Below are 23,375 nucleotides of genomic sequence, written 5' to 3' on the forward strand. Positions count from 1 at the left end.
ATTTAAAGAGACGACATTATCAAACGTGGGGTGCGACATGTTATTTTAGTTAAAACTGCCTGCTATTCGTTTCGCAAACTTTCAACCGGATTTGCCATTGACGCTTTAAGCGATTGATAACATACCGTTGCAAATGCTATCAGGACAGATAAGGCAGCCGCCAATGCAAATACCCACCATTGAATATCTATCCGGTAAGCAAAATCCTGCAGGTATTTACTCATGGTTAGCCAGGCTATGGGCGATGCTATTACAATGGCAATAACAACCAGTTTAATAAAATCGGCAGAGAGTAATGCGGTAATGTTGGTTACCGAGGCTCCAAGCACTTTACGGATGCCTATTTCTTTGGTGCGCTGCATGGTGAGCAGCGATATTAACCCTAAAAGGCCCAAACAGCTGATAAAAATGGCGATAACCGCGCTGGAAGTAATGAGTTTGTTCAGCAAGTCTTCCTTCTGATAAAAATCGTTAATCTGTTCGTCCAGGAAACGGTATTCAAATACATTTTCCGGGAATACCGATTGAAACACCTTTTGGATTTGTGATAGAGCAACAGAACGGTTTTTCAGATCGATCCTTACACCAGCGTACTGATACTGGGCACGGAGAGTGCTGATATACGACGGTTCTATTACTTTGTAAAGCGATTTGGCGTGAAAATCCTTCACAACCCCCACAATTGTACCTGGTTTATCAGTCAGGTCTCCGGCGGTAAATTGGCGGCCAATTATTTTCTGGGGATCTTTGATACCTAATTGTTTAACCAGTCGCTCGTTCACCAGGTATTCTTTGGCAGAATCTGCCTCGGCAATATTTCTGCCTGCTATAATCCGCAGGCCGAATGTTTTGGCATAGCCTGCATCGCCCATCAAAGTGCGGCCTACAAACTTTTCCCAGTCCCTCCCCTCGTACTTTATCGATCCACCTTTATCGGCTGTTGAAGAAGGTGCCCTGTAACAAAAAGAAACGGCGCTTATAGCGGGGTTAGCCAGTAGCTGGTTCCGGAAAAAACCTGTTTTACTCTTGTCAAAATCAGGCAAAGGAAGCATCACTACGCCTGTTTTATTAAAACCAAGATCGGCAGTCTTCAGGTAGCGTACCTGCATGGTGATAATAATAGTACCGATGATAAGCACCTGCGCAATTACATTTTGAATAACGATAAGGCTTTTACGGCTAAACCCGGCAGCTTGCGAATGCCCGCCAACCTGGTTTTTCAACGCATTTACAGGTTTAAATCTGCTTAATACCAAAGCGGGATAAAACCCTGCAGCAATGGTAATTATCAGCATTGATAGGGCAATAAAAACAAACAGCGTTTTATCGTGGGTAAAATTAAATGTAAGCGTAGTTTGCAGCCAGGGATTTAATACCGGTAAAAACATCCAAACTGACAAGACCGCTAATAGTCCGGCGGCCAAAACTATTAATGCCGTCTCGGTAATAAACTGAATGAATATAGCAACCGGGGTACTGCCTAAAACTTTACGGGTGCCAATTTCTTTGGCGCGTTTAAAGCTTTGGGCAGTTGCCATATTAACAAAGTTAACACAGGCTATCACAATAAGCAATAAACCCACAATGCCCAGCGTGCTTAACAACGATTTTTGTATTACGCCGCTATACCGGCCATCAAAATGCACCTCATTTATAGGTTGCAAAAAGTATTTGAAGGTTTTTGCAGCTTCCTTATCCATCAGTTTGGGTATGGTAGCCTCAACCTTTTGGGGAGATAGATTTGGCGGTAATTGCAGAAATATAACATTCCGTGAGTCTTCCCAAGACCAGCTTTCCTGGAAATCTTTTTGAACATCAGGGTAAAGAGTTTTAAGGGCGGTTAGCGATAAAAACATATCGCACTTAAAATCGGTATTATCCACATTATCGGCCAATACCCCGGTCACCTTAAAATTGTGCTTACTATCCAGGCGGATAACCCGGCCAACAGCATCGTCGGTACCAAAATATTTTAGCGCCAATTTTTGGGTGATAACTGCATTATCCGGATCATTAAAGGCAGTTTCGGCACTGCCGGCAAGCCATGTATAGTCAAGCATGTTAAACCAGTGCTTATCGGCAAGGCCAACATCATCTTTTTCATAAAACAACTTCTTCTCCGCCCCGTCGCTTTGCGGAACCGATATGGTGAACGAACGCTTTTGAACCAAAACGGCGGCGTCTTTTATCTGCGGTAGCGCTGTTTTAATAGCGCGGGCCAACACCATTGGCGCACCTTTTTCATATAGTGTAGTGCCATCCTCAAGATGCAGCTGTTCAACGATTTTATACAACGATTTTTTGTTGTGATGATAGGCATCGAAACTTAGGTGATAGCTAATAAACTGGAACAGAATAATGCTGCACGCTATCCCCATGGATAAGCCGAATACATTAATAAGGGTATAAAATTTGTGCTTCCACAAATTACGCCAGGCTATTTTTAAGTAGTTTTTAATCATGCCGATATTACTTATACGATGATAGGTAAAAAGCTTTGGATCAGAAGTTAAAATTTGTTAAACCAGTAATTTTTAAATTAAAGTCACCCTGTCTGAAAATGTTCTTATTCACTCTTTAAACTTTTAACCGGGTTGGCTGTGGCAGCTTTTATGGTGTGATAACCAACCGCTATCAGTGCCATAACCACTGCAATTGTTCCCGAAATAAATACCAGGCCAATATCGGGTTGTATTCGGTAAGCATAAGTTTGCAGCCATTTACCAATGCTTAGCCAGGCTATCGGCGCGGCTATTACAATTGCTACCAGCACAAGCTTCACAAAATCAATTGATAGCAAAGTGGTGATTGATGTTACCGAGGCGCCTAAAACCTTACGAATGCCAATTTCTTTAATGCGCTGCTCGGCAGTAAACGTTGCCAGGCCAAATAGGCCCATACATGCCATAAATGCAATCAGGAAACTAAACAATGTAAAAAGCTGCTGCAGTTTACTATCGGCCTTATACTGCTCCTGCAACAAATCGTTTACCCACCGGTATTCAAATATTTTACCGGGGAAAAATTGCTTCCATAGTTTATCAACGTTGGTTAATACCTGCTTCTGGCTACCAGGCTGCACCCTCATCAGCATACTGCCATAGGTAATTTTATTGTCGGCTACAATTAACGTTGGCGACATCGCAATTTTAAGCGATTCGTTATTGAAATCTTTAATAATACCCACTGGTATCCCGCGCATGTTTAATATAGGCTTGTTTAATTCTTTGATATTGAACGCCTGCGCTGTATAAGCTGTAATTAAAACAGGTTGCGTTTTTTGTGCTTCCTCAAACTTCTCCATACTTTTCTGCATTAATGAATCTGAGTTTAAAGCATCATTTTCAAATTTATTGCTAAACAAACGTCCCTTCTGCAATTGGAGTTTTAAGGTACTAACCAAATCTACATCAGCTTTGATATAGGTGGCCTGAATTTTATTGCCCTTTTGATTAGGATCGTCAACCATTGTTGTCATAAAGCCGCCACCGCCGGATGGATACCAGGTACTGATACTGGCATTTTCAACACCGGCAATCTTCAGCACTTCTTGTTTAAAGGCATCGCCACTTGTACCCCAACTTGTTTCGTTAATACGCAGCAAGTTGTTTTTATCGTATCCTAAATCTTTGTTATTAATAAACTTAAGCTGTTTTTGAACAACAGTTGTACAAATTAGCACCGCTACAGATATGGTGAACTGTACTATAACCAAAGTCTTGCGTAATACACCACTACCCTGTTGCGTGCCGGTGTTGCCTTTTAAAGCAGTTGCCGGTAAACGCCCTGATAAAAGTAAAGCCGGGTATAATCCGGTTAATAAACTCACCAGTAAAACCACCCCGCATATGGCCGAAAACATGCCAATGTTGCCGGATAGTGTCAATGTGAGTTTGTACCCTAAATAGTTTTCGACCGGGTTAAGTAAAATGCTATAAATAAATATGCCTATGGCAAAAGATATAACGAAAAACAAAATCGACTCAAACAAAAACTGGGCAATCAAATCGGCCTTGGCAGCGCCAAGTACTTTACGGATCCCTACTTCGGCTATCCGTTTCAATGCGCGTGCGGTGGTTAAATTAATGAAGTTGATGCAGGCAATAATTAATAACAACGCCGCGATGCCGCTAAAGATGTATACATTGCTTATTTTACCCTGTACACGTTGGTATCCCCCAAAATCAGACTTTAAATAAACATCTGTCATCGGTTGAAACTCGTAGCTAACATTCCTGCTGTTTCCCTTTGTAAATTGCGCGTACCATTTATTAACCTTGGCACTAAACATTTTTATCGAAGTGCCCGGTTTTAGCAGAATGTATTGCGAAGTAAATGTGCCAAAGCCTGCTTTATTAAGTTGATTGTAGTCTGCATCATGTTCATTTAAAATCAACATATCTGCCCTTAAATGCGTGTTTGAAGGAATATCCTTTATAATACCGGTAATAATGTATGTCTTTGCTTTACCAAAATCGGGAATATCTGTTATTGTTTTCCCTATGGGGTTTAGGTTACCAAAATACTGCTTCCTTATTTTTTCGGTGATGACAAGGTTCGGGTACCCGGAAACAAACTTCTTAGGGTTGCCAAGCACAACCGAAAAGTCCAGCATATTCCAAACGCTTGGTTCGGCTGATAGTGCAACAATGCTTACGCCATCCCTGTTATCACCCAGTTTATACCGGGACTCTCTGTCTACCATCCTGCAATAATCCTTTACCTCCGGAAAATTCGCTTTCAGGGTTGGCCCCAAGCCGGTAAAGCTTCGGGGCGATCTATCCACTAAGTTTTTATCGCTGTTGTCTACCGTTATTACCCGGTAAATGTTATCCGCGTTTTTCCATTGCCTATCGTACGACAGGTCATCTATCACGACTGTAGCAACCAGTAGGCACGCCGCCATACCAATAGTAAGCCCGGCTATGTTTATCAGGGAATAAACCCTGTTGCGTTGTAAATTACGGAGGGCTATCTTGATATAATTCTTTATCATCTTATTGGTTCATTAGTTCATTGGTGGTTTTGTTCATTAATTTTATTGGTTCGTTGACTCATTGAGTCATTGAGTCATTGAGTCATTGAGTCATTGAGTCATTAGAACGCGGGCATGGCGGACAGAGCGTTTTAAGCCTGGCTTCCTGGAATCAGCTGCACGCCATCAGACAGGACCAATGAACTAATGAACCAGTGAACCAATGAACGATTCAACCAGTGAACCAATGAACCAACTATTCGCTACGCAAACTATTCACCGGGTTAGCAACCGCGGCTTTTACGGTTTGGAAGCTTAGTGTAAACAGTGCAGCCAGCAGCATACCTGCACCGCTTGCCACAAATATCCACCAACTGATAGTGGTACGGTCGGCAAAACTTTCCATCCATTTGTTCATGGCATACCAGGCCAATGGTGTAACCAGCACAAACGCAAGTAAAATAAGTAATATCAATTCGGTTGATAGCAGGGTGACAATCTGCGCTACCGATGCGCCGAGTACCTTGCGTACGCCAATTTCTTTGGTGCGTAAATTGGTGGTATACATAGCCAGGCCTAACAAACCTAAACAACTAATAAATATGGATAGGCCCGTTGCCCAGGTAAGCAAGGTAGATGTATGTTGCTCCGATTCATAAAATTTTTCGATATTTTTATCATAAAAACTATAATCAAAGTCATCATCCGGGTATAGTTCCTTCCATGTTTTTCCCATATTGTTTATTGCCTTTTTCCATTCACCGCCATTGGTGGTTTGCGGTTTTAGGGCTATATGGAAAGTGCGGGTGCCCCATTTATTGGTGGGTATTAAAATGACCAATGGCTGAATGGCCGAATGCAACGACTTTTGATAAAAATCAGCTGTTACACCAACAATCTCATTTTTATGATTATCAAAGTCAAGAATTTTACCAACTGCATCGGCCGGGTTCTTGAAGCCTAATATTTTTGCATACGTCTTATTAATGATAAAAGCTTTTCCCGAATCGCTCTGGTGTATGTTACGACCGGCAAGGAGTTTTATTTTATATACTTTTATATAATTTTCATCGCCGTATTTTTGCTGCACATCGGTCTTAATCTCTTTTTTACCATCCTTATAGGTCATTTCGGTACTGTTGGTGTTGCCGGATGACGGAGGGGCGCCACCAACACTCATTAATTCAATCTGAGGCATTGCAGCAAGCCTATTTTTAAATACCTGTTTTGTCCCCGGGTTCATATTTTTATATGGAATACTTATATTGACAATAGCATCCTTTTGAAAGCCCAGGTCCTTATGCAGTGCGTAATAAATTTGTTTGCTCACCAATAGTGTAGCCATGATAAAAAACTGTGCTATAATAAACTGAACTGTAGTTAACGATTTACGCAGAAATGCGTTACGAGTTTTACTTGTGCCCGAGTGCGCCTGGTTTTTAAACACATCAACCGGCTTATAGCCCGACAATACCAGCGCGGGGTAAAAGCCGGATAATATACTTACCACTACAACTAATGCAAGCATAAACAGCAGGATATTGCCATGATGCAGGTAATCAACCGTGATACCTTTGGGGGTAAAATCGGCAAATAGCTTAAGTATGGATGGCGCGGCCAGTAGCGCTATAATTACTGCAAAAATGGTTACCAGGAAGGTTTCGCTTAAAAATTGGGTTATCAGCTGGCGGCGGGTGCTTCCCATTGTTTTACGGATACCTATTTCTTTGGCGCGTTGCGAAGCCTGGGCCGTGGTAAGGTTTACAAAGTTGATGCAACCTAATAGCAACAAAAATGCAGCGATAACCAATAAACCATATAAGGTTGTTTTACTGGCTGTGTGCCCGCCATCAAAATTATTGTAATCTTTGTTAAAGTGCAGATCGCTTAACGGCTGCAAATGAAAAACCTGGGTATTGCCGGCGTCTTCCTTTTTAGGCGGATTATGTTTTTTCAGCAATACATTCAGCTGCTTTTCAACATTAGCTACCGATGCGTTATCTGCAAGTTTGACGAACAACACGGATGCCGACGTGGTACTCCCCCATGCTGTTAACTGAAGATTATCTTTGAGGGCTGGATTGTTAAGGCCAGTACTATAGGATATAAAATCATGAAAATTAAAGTCGGTGTTTTCTTTAGGTGTTTGTATAATACCGGTAACAGTAGTTTTAATGGTATCATAAGTTACCGTTTTGCCCAGCATCTGGCTATAGGATAGTTTAGGAAAATATATCTTAGCCTGATCTGACGTTAGCACCACCTGGTAAGGCTCGTTCAGCGCCGTTTTAGCTGCCCCTGCAAGCCAGCTATAGTCAAATAGTGCAAAATACCTGCCATCAGCCAGTACAATGTTATCATGATCTTTAAACCTCGTGGGTACGTTGGTATTATTAGCTATAAATACATTCATGCCGCCATTGGTAAAAAACGGCACCACATCTTTTACGCCAGTTACCTCGGCTTTTACAGCCCCCGCCAATGGGCCGGTAACGCCACCGTTATACCCCACATTGCCCGAAAACGAATACTCGGTAACCACTCGGTAAATCTTATCGCTATCCCTATGGTTTTTATCAAACGTAAAATCATAATTTACAATAACGTAAATTACCAAAGCGGCACTAATGCCGATAGACAAACCCACAATGTTGATCATTGTAAACAACTTGTGCCGTCCGAAATTACGGAACGCAATCTTGAAGTAATTTTTTATCATGGCTGAAAATTAAATTCTAATATCTAAATCCTAAACTCTAAATGTTAATTTCTAAACTCTAAAGAATAAATCCCAAAAGGAAAACCCAATGACCAATGACAGCGCAGCAAATGACCAATGACTGACTCACTCACTTCTGAGGCTCCTGGTGGGGTTTGCCATCGCGGCTTTTATTGTTTGAAAGCTTGATGTTATCAGTGCGGTTAACAGCATGCCGCCGCCGCTTAGCACAAAAATCCACCAGCTGATGCTGGTACGGTCGGCAAAGCTTTGCATCCATTTGTTCATGGCGTACCAGGCTAATGGCGTAACCAGCGCAAATGCCAGCAGTATCAGTAGTATCAACTCGGTTGATAGTAACGCAACTATCTGCGATACGGTGGCGCCAAGAACTTTACGTACCCCTATCTCCTTAGTACGCTGGTTGGTGTTATAAATAGCCAGCCCTAACAAACCCAGGCAGCTGATGAATATAGATAGCCCCGTAGCCCAGGTTAACAAGGTTGATGTATGCTGCTCGGCATCGTAGAACCTGGCAATATTTTCGTCAAAAAAGTGATATTCAAAATCATCTTCGGGATAAATCTCCTTCCATGATGTTTCCATCGCAGCAATCGCTTTTTTCCAGTCATCGCCACCCGCCGACTGCTGTTTTAAGGCAATGTGAAATGTACCATTGTTATAGTTATTACGCTCAGTTAAAATACATATCGGACTAATTGGCGCATGTAATGATTCGGCATGAAAATCATGTACTACACCGATGATCTGCATTTTAACATCTCCGTTAAAATTGTCGATGTATTTGCCTACCGCGTCGGCGGGGTTTTTAAATCCGATAGCATGTGCGTAGGTTTCATTTATCAAAAATGCTTTTGAGGTATCACCCGGTAGTAAATTGCGCCCGGCAATTAATTTAATGTGGTAAACTTTGATGTAGTTTTCGTCGCCGAATTTTTCAGCCACCTCCATTTTAATTTCCTTTTTGCCATCGCGGAAAGTAGCCTCGGTAGAGTTACCGTTATCTGATGATGGCGCATCTTTGCCCAGGCTTACCAATTGCACCTGGGGCAGCGCCGTAATCTTATTTAAAAATACCTGGTTACGGCTTTCTGTGCGGTTTTTCCACGGGGAATTGATGATCAAAATAGCATCTTTTTTCAGCCCCAGGTCTTTATGCAACGCATAATATATTTGCTTGCTAACCAATACGGTGGCCATAATAAAAAACTGGGCTATTACAAATTGCGTTACCGTGAGCGATTTACGCAACCACGCATTCCGTGTTTTACTGCTGTTTGACGATGCCTGGTTTTTAAGTACCAAAACCGGTTTATAACCCGATAGTAAAACCGCCGGATAAAAACCGGATAACAAACTCACTATAAATGTGAGCGCTAAGAGAAATACGATAAGATTGGGCTGATTTAAAAGATCTAACGTGATCCCTTCGGGAATAAAATCTTTAAACAAGTTAAGGATCACCGGCGCAATCAAAACCGAGATAACAACCGCGATCAAAGTGATAAAAAATGTTTCGCTTAAAAACTGGATGATGAGTTGCAAGCGGCTGCTGCCCATTGTTTTACGGATACCTATCTCCTTTGCCCTTTGAGCAGCCTGTGCGGTTGTTAAGTTAACAAAATTGATGCAACCCAGCAGCAGTAAAAACGTAGCTATTGCCAGCAAGCCATACAATGTTGTTTTGTTTGCGGTACGCCCGCCATAAAAAGTACCGTAAAGCGCATTAAAATGCACATCACTTAGCGGCTGTAAAGCAAAGCTGCGCGTGTTGCCTTTATTGGATGGCGTTGGCGGGTTATGCTTTTTCAGGATTTCATTCAGCTGCCTGGTTATTTGAGCAACTGTAGCGGGGGGAGATAATTTAATAAAAAGCTGCGATGCAGGTGTTGTACCACCCCAGTGTTTCGGCCTTAATTCGTCTTGTAAAGCCTTGTTATTAGTTGCTGTTGAGTAAGATATAAAAGCCTGCGATTTAAAATCAGTATTGCCTTTTACCGGCTCAATGATGCCGGTAACAACAGTATTTAAGGTATCGTAGGTAATAACCCTGCCCATCATTTGGTTGAATGACAGTTTAGGAAAATATTTTTCGGCCTGTTCGGTGGTCAACACTACCTGGTTGGGGCCGTTGAATGCGGTTTTAGCTTTGCCGGCACGCCAGGTATAGTTAAAAAGCTCAAAATAGCGCTCGTCGGCCAATACCACGTTATCCTGTAGTTTAAATTTAACAGGGACCCCTGACTTACCCGGGATAAATACATTAGGCTGATATAAAGCAAAGAACGGGGCTGCCACTTCAACACCGCTAACCTGCGTACGCACGGCCTCGGGCAAGGGGCCGCAAACACCGCGGTTATAGGCCGGTTCGCCGGCATAGGTATAATTGGAAACTACCCTGTATATCCGCTCGCTATCATGAACCGACTTATCAAAAGTAAAATCGAAATGTACTATCAAATAAATAACCAGCGCCGAACTAATCCCGATAGACAAGCCGATAACATTGATAAACGTAAAAAACTTGTGCCGCCAAAAGTTGCGCAGGGCTATTTTAAAATAGTTTTTAATCATTTTGTTGGTTCATTAGTTCACTGGTTCATTAGTTTATTAGTGCCTTGTCATTGAGTCATTTGGTCATTAAGTCATTATTGAAAACTCAATGACTTAATGACGCGAAGCAAATGACCCAATGACTATTCACTCCGAAGACTTTTAACCGGGTTTGCCGATGCTGCTTTGATGGATTGAAAGCTGATGGTTAAAAAAGCGATGACAACCGCAATTACGCCTGCCATTACAAACACCCACCATTGGATGCTAATGCGGAAGGCAAAATCAAGCAGCCATTTACTCATAGAGTACCATGCTATAGGCAATGCAATTACCGATGCAATAAGCACCAGTTTTAAAAAGTCTTTAGATAGTTCGGTTACTATTTGTGAGATACTGGCGCCCAATACTTTACGTACGCCTATCTCCTTAACCCGCTGTGTAATGGTAAATGCCGACAAACCAAACAAGCCCAAACAAGCTATAAATATGGCAATGAATGAGAATATGGTAAACAAGCTGCCTTGCTGCTGCTCGCTGTTGTACAGCTTTTGAAATTTATCATCCAGAAAAACATATTCAAACGGGGTTTCGGGCTGATATTTTTTCCAGGTCTGCTCCAGGGTATTAATGGCCTCCTGAACGTGATCACCATCAATTTTAACAGATAACCGGCGATAACTGTTGTTGGCGAATGACGGCATGCGCATCAGTAACGGGATGATATTTTGATGCAGTGATTCGAAATGGAAATCATTCACTACACCTATTATCTTTCCTTTTACGCCACCATAGTTAATTTCTTTGCCAACGGCGCTCTCGGGAGTTTGCCAGCCCAACACTTTTGCGGCCGAAACATTGATTACATAGTTGTTAGTGTCGGTTCCAAAATCTTTCGAAAAATTACGGCCTGCAGCCATTTTCATCCCGTAAGTTGGTATAAACCCGTAATCGGTATTGATGTATTTTACATCTGCGTTCACCATTTTTGACGATCCGTTCTGCATCACCGAAATCCCCTGGTCGTCCAATAATCTGCCCGATGGGATCCGCGACGAACGGGATACATCTTTCACAATACCTTCTTTGGTAACCTCATTTTTAAAAACCTCAAACTGCCCGGGGTTAAAAGGATTGGCTGCGGTTAGTAGATGATCTTTATTAAAACCCAGCGCCTTTTGCTGCATGTACCTCAATTGCTGAAAAACTATAGTAGTGGCAACAATTAAAATGATAGATATGGAGAACTGGATAACCACCAATACCTTCCTGAACGAAATACTGCCCGACCCTACTTTAACCAGGCCCTTTAACACTTTTACAGGTTTAAATGACGACATAAAGATAGCCGGATAAATGCCGCTGATAATACCAATGACAAAAGGCATTGCAACAATGGCTGTAACTATCTGCGGTTGAAACAACAGGTTAAAAGATAATGACAACCCCGAAAAAGTATTTACCAGCGGGATTACCGCATAGGTAATGCCAAGTGCCAGCATCAGCGAAAATGCGGTTATCAATACCGATTCGCTTAAAAACTGGATAATGATTTCCTTTTGCTGTGCGCCAATAACCTTACGGATACCTATTTCCCTTGCCCTTAAGGCCGAACGGGCGGTTGATAAATTCATGTAATTGATGCAGGCGATAAGAAGGATAAACAACGCAATGGCCGAAAATATCCAAACCCTTTTAATATCGCCATTTTGATCAAGCTCATCATCAAGATGAGAATGCAGGTGGATACTCAGGAATTTTTGAAACGATAGTTTACTGTTTTTTGATTCGCGTGTACCAACGTACTTATCCAAAAAAGCAGGGAACTGCGCGGCCACTTTATCTGCGTTATATCCTTTGGGGAACAACAGGTAGGTGAAAAAGGAATTATTGCCCCAGTTGGTTTGTAAACTCTTTCGTCCGTAAACCGCTGTGTCGTTCAGGGTATTAAATGAAAGTAGCATTTTAGCATGAAACTGCGAATTAGCCGGCAACGGTTCAAAAATTCCGGTCACCTTAAAATTAAACTGGTTGCCCAGCCGCACCACCTTATTTATCGGGTCTTCGTTGCCAAAATATTTATGCGCCATTTCTTCGGTCATCATCATCGTAAATGGGTCTGACAATGCCGACTTTGGATCTCCCTGAGTTGTTTTGATATTAAAAAAATCGAACAAATTCTCATCGGCGAAGTAGCCTTCGGTCTCGGTAAGCAATTTGTCTTTATACCTGATCACTAAGCTGCCGCCTGCCGGGTATATACGGGTAACTTTTTTGATATCCGAAAACTCATTTTTGAGCAAGGGCCCAAACGGCGGCGCAACTGCACCCAAATGAAGCGTTTCTACCCCGTCGGGCGTATTAAAGCTGCGGGTAACACGATAAATATCATCGGCATTGGCGTTAAACTTATCATAACTCGTCTCGTTAATTACGTAAACCACAATCAGCAAACAGCAGCTTAACCCAACGGTTAAACCAAATGTATTGATGAACGATATAAATTTGTGCCTGGTAATGTTCCGTAAAGCACTGCGTAAATAATTCTTTATCATAACTGTGTAGGTAAATTCTAAACTCTAAATCCTAAAACCTAAATCCTAAACTCTAAATCCTAATTCTAAAACTCTAAATCACAACCTTAAACTATAATTCCTAAATTGACAGGCAATTTCTCACAACTCACAACTCACAACTCACAACTCACAACTCACCTACTCGTTCCTCAAACTTTTCACCGGGTTGGCCAGCGCCGCTTTTACCGATTGAAAGCTGATGGTTATTGCGGCCACCAATAACGCAATACAGCCTGCTAATAAAAATACCCACCACTGGATGCTTATGCGGTAGGCAAACTCCTGCAGCCACTTGCTCATGGCGTACCAGGTTATGGGGAATGATACTAGCGACGCTATTACAATAAGTTTTAAAAACTCTTTTGATAACAATGTGGTAATACTGCCTGTTGATGCCCCCAAAACCTTACGGATGCCTATTTCTTTAACCCTTAGCCTGATCATGAATGCTGCCAGGCCAAACAAGCCCAGGCTGGCTATTATCAGGGCAACAACGGCAAACACTGTAAATATCTTGCCGGTTTGTTGTTCGGATGCGTAAAGCGATGCAAATTTTTCGTCGAGGAAGGAATAGCTGAAAGGTAAATCAGTTTTAAAGCTGTCCCACTGCGTGCGCATATCGGCAATAAGATTTTTAATATCTTTTGTTTTTACCTTAACCATAATTGAACTGATGCTATGGCCGGGCAACAACATCAGTGGCGCAATCTTTTGCTTTGTGGATACATAATGAAAATCTTTAACTACTCCCACAACAGTATACTGAGCCCTTGCCGAGCGAACAATGGTTTTACCTATCGGGTCGCTTTTACCCCATCCCAGATCACGCACCAGGGCCTCGTTAACAACTACGGCCATTGAATCGCCGGGGTACGACGGATAAAAATTACGGCCTTTTACTATCTGTATACCTAAAGTGGGTATATAGTGTTCATCCACATGAAATATATCTGTATGAATTTCGGCATGGCCGCCTTTGTCATTAAATTCCTTGGCATCTATCTGTGTGCCATCAATACCGCCCCCCGACCCGGGAACACTGCTGGATACGGTGGCATTTATAACCTGCGGATTACGCAGTAACTCCTGCTTAAACGCGTCAATGTTGTTGCGTAACGAGTAAGTTTCATTTATTACCAGCACCTGGTCTTTATCATAGCCCAGTTTTTTGTTTTGCATGTAGTGCAATTGCTGGTAAACTACAAATGTGGCTATGATAAGCGCGGTAGATACTGCAAACTGGAAAACGATAAGCCCGCTGCGTAAATAGTTTTTGCTGGCCTGTTTGGTAGTCCCCGAGCCGCCCTTTAACACGGCAATGATCTGGAAGCCCGATAGCACAAATGCAGGATAAATACCGGCTATAACCCCAACTACAAAAACAAGTAACACCTCGGTAACTATGGCCTGGAAACTCACAAAGAAACTAATATTGATATGCTTGCGCGACAGGTCATTAAAAACCGGCAGCAGCAAATACACGAACGCGATGGCCAACACCATGGCCCCCAGTGTAAGCAATACCGATTCGGTAAGGAACTGTGAAATAAGTCCACTTTTTTCTGAACCTAATACCTTACGGATGCCAACTTCTTTGCTCCGTTTTGCCGAACTGGCGGTTGATAAATTGGTAAAGTTAATGCAGGCCAGCATCAAAATAAATATAGCCAAAACACCAAATATGTAAACGTAATGGATATCGCCATTAGCTTCCAGCTCGTATTTGGTTGCCGAGTGCAGGTGAATATCAGTTAAGGGCTGCAAATAAAACAGGAAGGTATTTACAGATTTGCTTGCCTCGGCCACGCTTACATTCATGTCATGGGCAATTTCGGGCACTACAAACTTTTTGACCAGGTCATTCGGAAATGCCGACTCCAGTTTTTTCGGGTCAGCGTTCTTGTTTAGTTTTATGTAGGTAAAATAACCAATGTTGCTCCAGGTTTGCTGCGCCGTTCTTACATAATTATTCATGCTAAAAAACGCGTCGCCATGAAAGTGGGAATTGTCGGGTACTTTTTCAATAACCCCGGTAACCTTATAAGGCTCCCCATCTACCAGTAAAGACTGACCTACAGCTGCCCCGCTGCCAAAATATTTTTTTGCAAATGCCGCGGTTATTACGGTACTGTTGGGGTCTTTCAGGCAGGTTTTGGTTTCGCCGTCAATTAAGGGGATAGAAAACAGCTGCAAAAAGTTAGCGTCTACCATAAACAGGTGTTCTTCTTTAAACTTTTTGCCATTGTATTCAATAAACGATGGCCTGCGGCCGGTAAGCCTGGTTACATCACTAACCTGCGGATATTGATCTTTAATGCCTTTGGCCACGGCAACATCTACGTTGGGGTACTCGCTTGTTCCTGCGTTTTCGATAGTTTTAATACCAACGCGATAAATCTGCCCGGCATCCCGCGGGTATCTGTCGTAACTTAATTCACTATATACGTACGCGGTTATCAGCATACAGCAGGCCAGGCCAACCGATAGACCAAACACATTTATAAACGAAAATATTTTATTGCGCTTTAAACTACGCCAGGCGGTTTTAATATAATTTTTAAGCATTGTGATGTAATTACCAGCAATGCAGTTTAAAATATATACCAATTATTAAAATACCTGAAAATCAAATAGTTAATTTAAAATTCAATTTACAACTGTACGCAGGCGTAACAGTAGGTGTACGATTATGATACACGGTGAAAGGTGAAAGGTGAAAGGTGAAAGGTGAAAGGTGAAAGGTGAAAGGTGAAAGGTGAAAGGTGAAAGGTGAAAGGTGAAAGGTGAAAGGTGAAAGGTGAAAGGTGAAAGGTGAAAGGTGAAACAACCGGGCTTCGCCGGTTGATTCACTGGTTGGGACATGCTGCTAACGCAGCTACCTTTTACCTTTCGCCTTTATCCTTTAACCTAACTTTCGCTTTTAACCTCAATCACTACTCGTTCCGCAAACTATTAATAGGATTGGCCAGTGCGGCTTTGATCGATTGGAAGCTTACGGTTAGCAGCGCTACTATGGCAGTGCCAGCGCCTGCCAATATAAATACCCATACCCGTATGGTTATGCGGTAGGTATAGCCCTCCAGCCATTTGTGCATGCCCCACCAGGCAATTGGCGATGCAATGGCAAAGGCGATGAATACCAGCAGTAAAAACTCTTTGGATAGCATGCCCGTAAGGTTTGATACCGATGCGCCAAGCACCTTGCGTACACTGATCTCTTTTTGCCTGTTTTGGGCCATATAGGCCGACAAGCCAAATAAACCGAGGCATGATATAAAGATGGTTAAGCCAGCAAACAAACTGGCCAGGGTGCCAACTTTTTGCTCGTCGCTGAATTTTTTAGCATACTCGTCATCCACAAAATGATACTCGAAGGGGTATTCAGGATTATATTTCTTAAAAACGCCTTCGGCAAGTTTCAGGTTTTGGGCTGTGGTGTTATTGGGGTTAAGCTTGTAGTGTACCACGTTGAACCATGATTTTGGCCCCTGGATAATCATTGCTTTTACAGGCTGATATGGCGATTCGATAATAAAATCCTTAATCACACCTACTATAACCAAATCGTGGTTGTCGCGCTTGATCACCTGCCCTATCGGGTCTTTAAAACCAACAACTTTTACAGCAGCTTCGTTGAGTAATATGGCTGTTGAGTCTGTTGGGTAAGTGTTTACATCGATATCCCTGCCGGCGGCTATTTTTAACCCCATTGTTTTTACAAAGTCGCCGTCGGTGTTGTACATAATAAAATCTATTTTCTGGCTTTGATCTTTTCCCTTCCAGTCAAAACCCCAACTGTCGCTCCAGCGTTGGGTAACCGGCGAATTGGTCTTGGTAACTGATACAGCCGCCCCGCTGCTTACCAGCTCATTGCGGATCATTTTAAAATTTTTATCAATACTGCCCGACATCATGGTGTACACCAGGTTGTCCTTTTTGTAGCCAAGGTCCCTGTTTTGAGCGTACTGCATCTGATCGCGGATAAGAATGGTACAAATGATAAGAAAAATAGCGAATATAAACTGAACCACCACCAATATTTTGCGGGGACTGATTACTGCGTCTACATTTTTAAACGTCCCTTTTAACACGCTAACCGGCTTAAATGACGACAGGAAGAAAGCCGGGTAACTACCCGCTATTACGCCGGTAAACAAAACAAACCCTAACCCGGCCAGCCAGAAATAAACACTTGCGTAGGGCACAAACAATTGCTTATCTGTTAACTGGTTAAAGCCCGACATGCTGATTTGCACAATAACGATGGCTATTACGCCCGCAATAAAAGCTATCAGGATACTTTCGCCTAAAAACTGTGTTATAATCGAGCCTTTTTTTGCACCTATTGCTTTCATGATGCCAACTTCGCGGGCACGTTTTTCGCTCCGGGCTGTGCTCAGGTTCATGAAATTAATACAGGCTATTAATAAAATGAACGCGGCTATAACAGCAAACAATCTTACCGATTCAATTTTACCGCCGGTTATTTTACCGTTTTCAAATTTGGAATATAAATGCCATTTGGCGGCAGGGTGCATAAACACTTCCTGGTCTTTTTGATCGGAGTGCGATTTGGTAATATTGAGCACTTGCTTATTAAGCTGTGATTCGGTTACATTGGGTTTAGTAAGCACCCAGGTTTGTACCGAATTATTGCCCCAGTACTCATCATCGCCCCCTGTTTTTTTAAGGTAGCTCCAGGGCATCAGGTATTCAAAATCAAAACGAGTGTTGTTGGGCAAATCTTTCATTACCCCTGTCACCGTAAAATGATCAACGCTATCAATACGTACCACTTTCCCCATGGCGTCTTGTTCGCCAAATAGCTTTTTTGCCAGCTTTTGTGTAATAACAATGGAGTTGATGGTATTAAGCGCCGTTTTAGGATTGCCTTCAACCAGCGGAAAACTGAACATGGTCAAAAAATCAGGATCGGTAAAATCACCATTAAGGTTCAGGTGCTTATCGCCAAGGGTGAACAAGAAATTGGCCGATGTTGTGCGGCAGCTTTGTTCAACAGCAGAATAATCCTGCTTCAAAGTTTTCGACATGATCTTGGGTGTGGTTCCCCAGCACCACAGTTTGCCATCAAATACAGCACGGTTATAGGCCTGGTACAACCTGTCGCGGTTTTGATGAAACTGGTCGTAGCTCAGCTCATTCTGGATCCAGAACAGGATAAGCGCCGCGCTGGCCATACCTATAGCCAGGCCCGATATATTGATTAATGAAAATGATTTGTTACGCAGCAAATTGCGCCAGGCTATTTTTATAAAATTTTTAAACATACAACCGAGATAAGTTTGAATATCATAAAGACGATACTATTACTAACAACGTTGCATCAAAAAGTATAAAGTTATTGGTTTATTAAATTTTTAATGCCTTTAAACGGCGCGGCATTTACCAGCTTATATGCAGCTTTTATCAGTGCAAACTCGCCGCCTTCCACCAATGAACCAGTGAACCAACCCAATTATCAGTGCAAACTCGCCGCCTTCCACCAATGAACTAATGAACCAGTGAACCACTCCTACTCGCTCCTGAGGCTTTTCACCGGGTTTGCCAGTGCTGCTTTAAGGGTGTTCAGGCTTACTACCACCAGGGTAAGCGCCAGTATAATTATACCAACGGCGGCAAACAACCAGATGCTGATGTTGATATGGTAGGTGTATTTTTGAAGCCAGTCGCTCATGAGCCACCACGATAGTGGTACGGCAATTACGAAGGCTACCAGTACAAGCTTTAAAAACTCGGTCGAGATAAGCATCAGCAGTTGTTGTACCGATGCGCCTAATACCTTGCGCACACCAATTTCGCGGAAACGTTTTTCGATGGTGAACGACGCCAGGCCGGCTAAGCCAATACAGCAGATAAAAATTGCCAGGCCGGCAAATATATTGGTGATGCGGCTGATCAGTTCTTCGGTGATGAATTTTTTGCCAAATTCCTGGTCAACAAACTGGTATTCGAAAATATTTTCGGGGTTATATTTTTTAAAAATGGTTTGCAATGCTTGTATGCCAGCCTGTGGCTTTACGCCATCTTTTAACCGCACAGTTACCCTGTTTGATCCATTGGGACTATAGTAAACCATCAACGGCTCAACAGGCTTATAAGGCGATTCCATTACTATGTTTTCAATAACGCCGGCCACAGTATATTTACGCGGACCGTAACGCATTACCATACCAATAGGATTTTTAAGGTTCATGGCATCAACAGCGGCCTTATTTAACAGCATCACGGCCGAATCGCCGGGCGTGGCGTTAAAATCGCGCCCCATCAGCACTTTGGTGCCCATGGTTTTGGTAAAATCAACATCGGTACTTAAGCCCGAAAAAATGATGGCGCCGGCAGGCTTGCCATCATAATCCGGCGATCCGGATTTCCACCAAACCTCAGTTATAGGCGCAGATGTACGGGTAACGGCGCTAATCAGGTTGGTGTTAAATAATTCCTGCTTAATGGCCACATAGTTTTTATCAACCGCCTGCGATGATGGTATCATTACCAGGTTATTGGGGTTATATCCTATGCCGCGGCTTTTAATATGCTGAATTTGCTGGTACACAATGATAGTAGCCGAAATGAGCAATATCGACATTACAAACTGCCCTATTACCAGGATGCGCCTTGGTAATACTGCGCTTTTACCAGCCGCAAAAGTGCCTTTCAATACCTTAACCGGGTTAAATGACGACAGGTATAACGCAGGGTAACTGCCCGCTACAACACCGGTAAACAGGATAATAGTTACCATACCTGTTAAAAAGAACCTGTCGAAAATTGCGAGGTGAAGGTTTTTGCTCACCAACGTATTAAACAACGGCATCAGCAGGTATACGCTTACGATGGCAAATACAAAGGCGATGCAGGTAAGAATAATTGATTCAAAAAAGAACTGGATAATTAATTGTTTTTTATCCGATCCTAATGTTTTGCGGATACCTACCTCTTTGGCGCGTTTCTCTGACCGTGCGGTTGATAGGTTCATGAAGTTTACACAGGCTATCAGGAGGATAATGATTGCTATTACGGTAAACATTTTTACATACTCAATCATGCCGCCTATGTTTTTACCATCCTTAAATTCGCTATACAGGTGCCACCTGTTCATGGCGAAGGTGTAATAGGTGCTTATAGCATCGTGCGTATCGTTTTTGTGTTTAACATCATTAACATACTTATCTAAAGCTTGCGGATTGGTGCCGGGGACAGCTTGTATAAAAACAAAATTAGATGAGTTTGTCCACTCATGCATGCGGGCTTTACTATCGGCAGATGAATATTCAAAAGGGGCTATAAAATCAAACTGAAAGGTAGAATTGCCCGGAGGATCGGCAATTACGGCGCTAACTTTAAAGTTAAGCTGGTTATCAATTTTAATTACTTTATTGATAGGGTCGTCGTTTCCAAAAAATGCTTTGGCGGCCGATTGGGTAATAACTATTGACCGCGGATCATTAATAGGCGTTTTAGCATCACCCCTGATAAACTTCCACGAAAACATTTTAAAAAACTGATCGCTTACCTGGTAACCTGTTTTATTTAGTTTTACATTACCATACTGCGCCATGTGTGTTTCCTGGTGCGATGTCATTACCGCATATTTTATTTGCGGGTTGCCGGTTTCCAGGGCTTTGGCCAGTGGGAAAGCCATATTCTCGTCGGTAAATATGCTGTTCTTAAAATCCCGGTTGGCCATTAACTTATAAATATTGTCATGGCTGGTGTGGAACTTATCAAACGAAACCTCATCCTTCACCCATAAAAAAATGAAGATGGAACACGTCATGCCAATAGTCAATCCCAGAATATTGGTTAATGAGAACCCCTTATTCCTGATCAGGTTTCTCCACGCAATCTTTAAATAATTCTTTATCATGTTAATCGGTCATTAGTCATTGGTCATTCCGCTGCGCTGTCATTCGTGATTTGCAAGCGGGGTTTATTGGTACGCTATGGCCATCAACATCCGGAATAGTCCATCAAACAAGTCCAATGACTAATGACCAGTGACTAATGACCGCCTTAAAAGAGGGCAAAAACAAGCTTACCCCTCCATCGCGGAGGGGTATTAGCTTTTAACAACATTAACTTATATAAACTATCTTTTTATTGGGGCAGACGACACTTTTGGTTTTATACCATAATGTTTTCTACAACGGCCTGGCCGTCAAGTAACCTGATAATGCGGTGGCTGTAACGGGCGTCATGCTCAGAGTGCGTAACCATGATGATGGTTGTACCCTGCTCGTTCAGGTCGGTTAACAGTTCCATTACATCGTTACCATTGGTACTATCCAGGTTACCGGTAGGCTCATCCGCCAGGATTAGTTTTGGCTTGTTTACAACTGCACGGGCAATGGCCACACGTTGTTGCTGACCGCCCGATAACTGCTGCGGATAGTGGTTACGGCGGTGCATAATCTGCATTTTATCCAGCACCTCTTCTACCCTTTTAACACGCTCGGCCGATGGTACCCCGGTGTAAATCAACGGTAATTCAACGTTTTCAAATACGGTTAACTCGTCAATAAGGTTAAAGCTCTGGAAAACAAAGCCGATGTTGTGCTTGCGCAAATCGGCGCGTTTACGCTCGGTAAAATGTGCTACTTCAATATCGTTAAAAACGTAGCTGCCTTCATCCGGGTCGTCCAACATGCCCAGGATATTTAACAATGTTGATTTACCACAGCCAGACGGGCCCATTATGGCCACAAACTCGCCCGTAGCAATTTCAATTGATAGCTTGTTTAAGGCTATGGTCTCTACCTCTTCTGTGCGGTAAAATTTTTCGAGATTAGTAATTTTTATCATTTGCCCCTCCTGAATAATCTGCCTTTCGGCAGACGATGTTTGTTTGATTTGGTTTATATTATTATTTATTAAATTAATTATCTGTTTATATGACGTTTAGCATCAGCGTTTCGTTGCAGCCGCAAATTTTTATCTAAGTGCCGGCCCTATAAATCTCCACCCAATTAAGGGGAAATTTTCTACCGGTTTCATTTTAAACCCTTCTTTTAGCTCTTCCCCTCAGGCGAGACCGGGTGGGCTTACTTTTTAAGCACCAGTTCCTGTATATCGCCATATGTTTCATAGCTGGATGTAATTACCTTATCGCCGGGATTCAAGCCATCGGTTACCACAAAATAGTCAGGGCTTTGGCGGCCAAGCTGAATGTTTACTTTGTAAGCACGCTTACCGTCTTCGGCTACTTTAAATATCCAGTTGCCACCGGTTTGCTGGAAAAAGCCGCCTTTAGGCACCAGTACTGCTGTGGTTTCATCGCTCAGGGCCAATCTAACCTGTAGCGTTTGCCCTTTACGAATCCCTTTAGGCACATCGCCTACAAATTGCATATCAACCTGGAACCTGCCGGCAGTTACCGTTGTAAAAACCTTTTTAATTACCATGTTATATGTTTTTTCGGCAAACTGAAAATCGCCTTTTAAACCCGGAAACACCCGTGATAAGTAATGCTCATCAATATCAACCCGTACTTTAAAGCCCGATTGTACGTCAATCTGGCCTAAACGTACGCCTTTGGTTTTGCTTTGGCCAACTTCGGCATCAAGGTTAGTTAACTGGCCGTCAATAGGCGCCGTTAGGGTAAGGCTGGCTACTTTTTTACGCATTAGGGCCAATGCTGTTTTCATTTGGGCATAATGCTCCTGCGATTGCTGGTCCTGCTGTTTTACCAGGGTGGTATCCTGTTTCAATATCTGGATAGCCAGTTTCCTGCGGTTTACCTGGTATTCATAATTATTTTTTGCCGATTGGTAATCCTGCAAACCCAAAGCTTTTTGTTCATAAAGCTTTTTATTAAGATCATAAATCCTTTTGGCTTCCTTGTAGGCATTATCTACATCGGCCATGGTGTTTAATTTATTAATGGTAGCCTGGCTGGCATTGTTATGTGAAATTTGCATCTGAGTTTGCTCTGCAAATACTGCCGACTCCTGTGTAGCCAGGTTAAGCTCTTCGTCAACGTTGCTTAGTTTCAGTATCGGATCTCCCTTTTTCAGCATGGCACCATCATCAACATAGCGCTCTTCAACCTCGCCGCCTTCTGTTGCGTCAAGAAAAATGGTGGTCAATGGCATCACGGTACCGTTAACAGGTATAAACTCCTGGAACGGGCCTTTAGTTATTGTACTGATAGTTATGCGTTCGGTATCAACATCTAATTTGCTTTTGCCCGATGTAAAATAAATACTGCCCCCTATTAATAAAATTATGCCTGCAATACCAGCAATAGTTAATATTCGTTTGCTGTTCCAGGTCTTTTTCTCAATTTTTCTGTCCACTGTAGTTTATGATATTTTGAATAATGGTTACAAAAACACATGCCACAAATTAAAACACTGTTTTTCAGCAATTTAAATACTTATTACCAGTTTAAGGCGTACGCTTCTGTTACATCAAGTGTTCGGTATTGATACACTAAAATAGCGCGGGTACACCCCGTAACCCATATATTTACCAATACTAAAATTACTAATTTTATCGCCCCTAACTATAT

Annotated in this window: 10 protein-coding genes; all 10 read right to left on the minus strand. The window is 42.5% G+C overall.

Annotated features, from left to right (window positions below; translation table 11 throughout):
- Nucleotides 1–62: 62 nt before the first annotated feature.
- The 10 genes from AC1DV1_RS27800 to AC1DV1_RS27845 all read right to left on the minus strand — a co-directional run bounded on the left by AC1DV1_RS27800 (nucleotide 63) and on the right by AC1DV1_RS27845 (nucleotide 23,160).
- On the minus strand, nucleotides 63–2,462 hold the full coding sequence (locus AC1DV1_RS27800; RefSeq protein WP_477366765.1) for an ABC transporter permease: 2,400 nt from the start codon (nucleotides 2,460–2,462) through the stop codon (nucleotides 63–65).
- Between the two features lie 104 nt (nucleotides 2,463–2,566).
- Nucleotides 2,567–4,996 (minus strand): ABC transporter permease, encoded by a 2,430-nt coding sequence (locus AC1DV1_RS27805; RefSeq protein WP_477366768.1) that lies wholly within the window; start codon nucleotides 4,994–4,996, stop codon nucleotides 2,567–2,569.
- Nucleotides 4,997–5,231: 235 nt separating this feature from the next.
- Complete coding sequence (locus AC1DV1_RS27810; protein ID WP_477366771.1) at nucleotides 5,232–7,694, minus strand: ABC transporter permease; 2,463 nt, start codon at nucleotides 7,692–7,694, stop codon at nucleotides 5,232–5,234.
- A gap of 126 nt (nucleotides 7,695–7,820) precedes the next feature.
- Nucleotides 7,821–10,289, minus strand: a complete 2,469-nt coding sequence (locus AC1DV1_RS27815) for an FtsX-like permease family protein (RefSeq protein WP_477366774.1) — start codon at nucleotides 10,287–10,289, stop codon at nucleotides 7,821–7,823.
- A 122-nt stretch (nucleotides 10,290–10,411) separates the two neighbouring features.
- Complete coding sequence (locus tag AC1DV1_RS27820) at nucleotides 10,412–12,823, minus strand: ABC transporter permease (protein WP_477366777.1); 2,412 nt, start codon at nucleotides 12,821–12,823, stop codon at nucleotides 10,412–10,414.
- A 159-nt stretch (nucleotides 12,824–12,982) separates the two neighbouring features.
- Nucleotides 12,983–15,409, minus strand: a complete 2,427-nt coding sequence (locus tag AC1DV1_RS27825; protein WP_477366780.1) for an ABC transporter permease — start codon at nucleotides 15,407–15,409, stop codon at nucleotides 12,983–12,985.
- A gap of 368 nt (nucleotides 15,410–15,777) precedes the next feature.
- The gene (locus AC1DV1_RS27830) at nucleotides 15,778–18,132 is read right to left on the minus strand and encodes an ABC transporter permease (RefSeq protein ID WP_477366783.1); all 2,355 of its coding nucleotides are present in this window, start codon (nucleotides 18,130–18,132) and stop codon (nucleotides 15,778–15,780) included.
- A 245-nt stretch (nucleotides 18,133–18,377) separates the two neighbouring features.
- Nucleotides 18,378–20,732 carry an ABC transporter permease gene (locus AC1DV1_RS27835; protein ID WP_477366786.1) on the minus strand — a complete coding sequence of 785 codons (2,355 nt, stop codon included), beginning with the start codon at nucleotides 20,730–20,732 and terminating at the stop codon, nucleotides 18,378–18,380.
- Nucleotides 20,733–20,989: 257 nt separating this feature from the next.
- Nucleotides 20,990–21,667, minus strand: coding sequence for an ABC transporter ATP-binding protein (locus AC1DV1_RS27840; RefSeq protein ID WP_090652755.1), 678 nt, complete (start codon nucleotides 21,665–21,667; stop codon nucleotides 20,990–20,992).
- A gap of 239 nt (nucleotides 21,668–21,906) precedes the next feature.
- Complete coding sequence (locus tag AC1DV1_RS27845; protein ID WP_477366789.1) at nucleotides 21,907–23,160, minus strand: efflux RND transporter periplasmic adaptor subunit; 1,254 nt, start codon at nucleotides 23,158–23,160, stop codon at nucleotides 21,907–21,909.
- Nucleotides 23,161–23,375 lie beyond the last annotated feature (215 nt).

It is taken from the genome of Mucilaginibacter sp. P4_D1 (assembly GCF_056401935.1).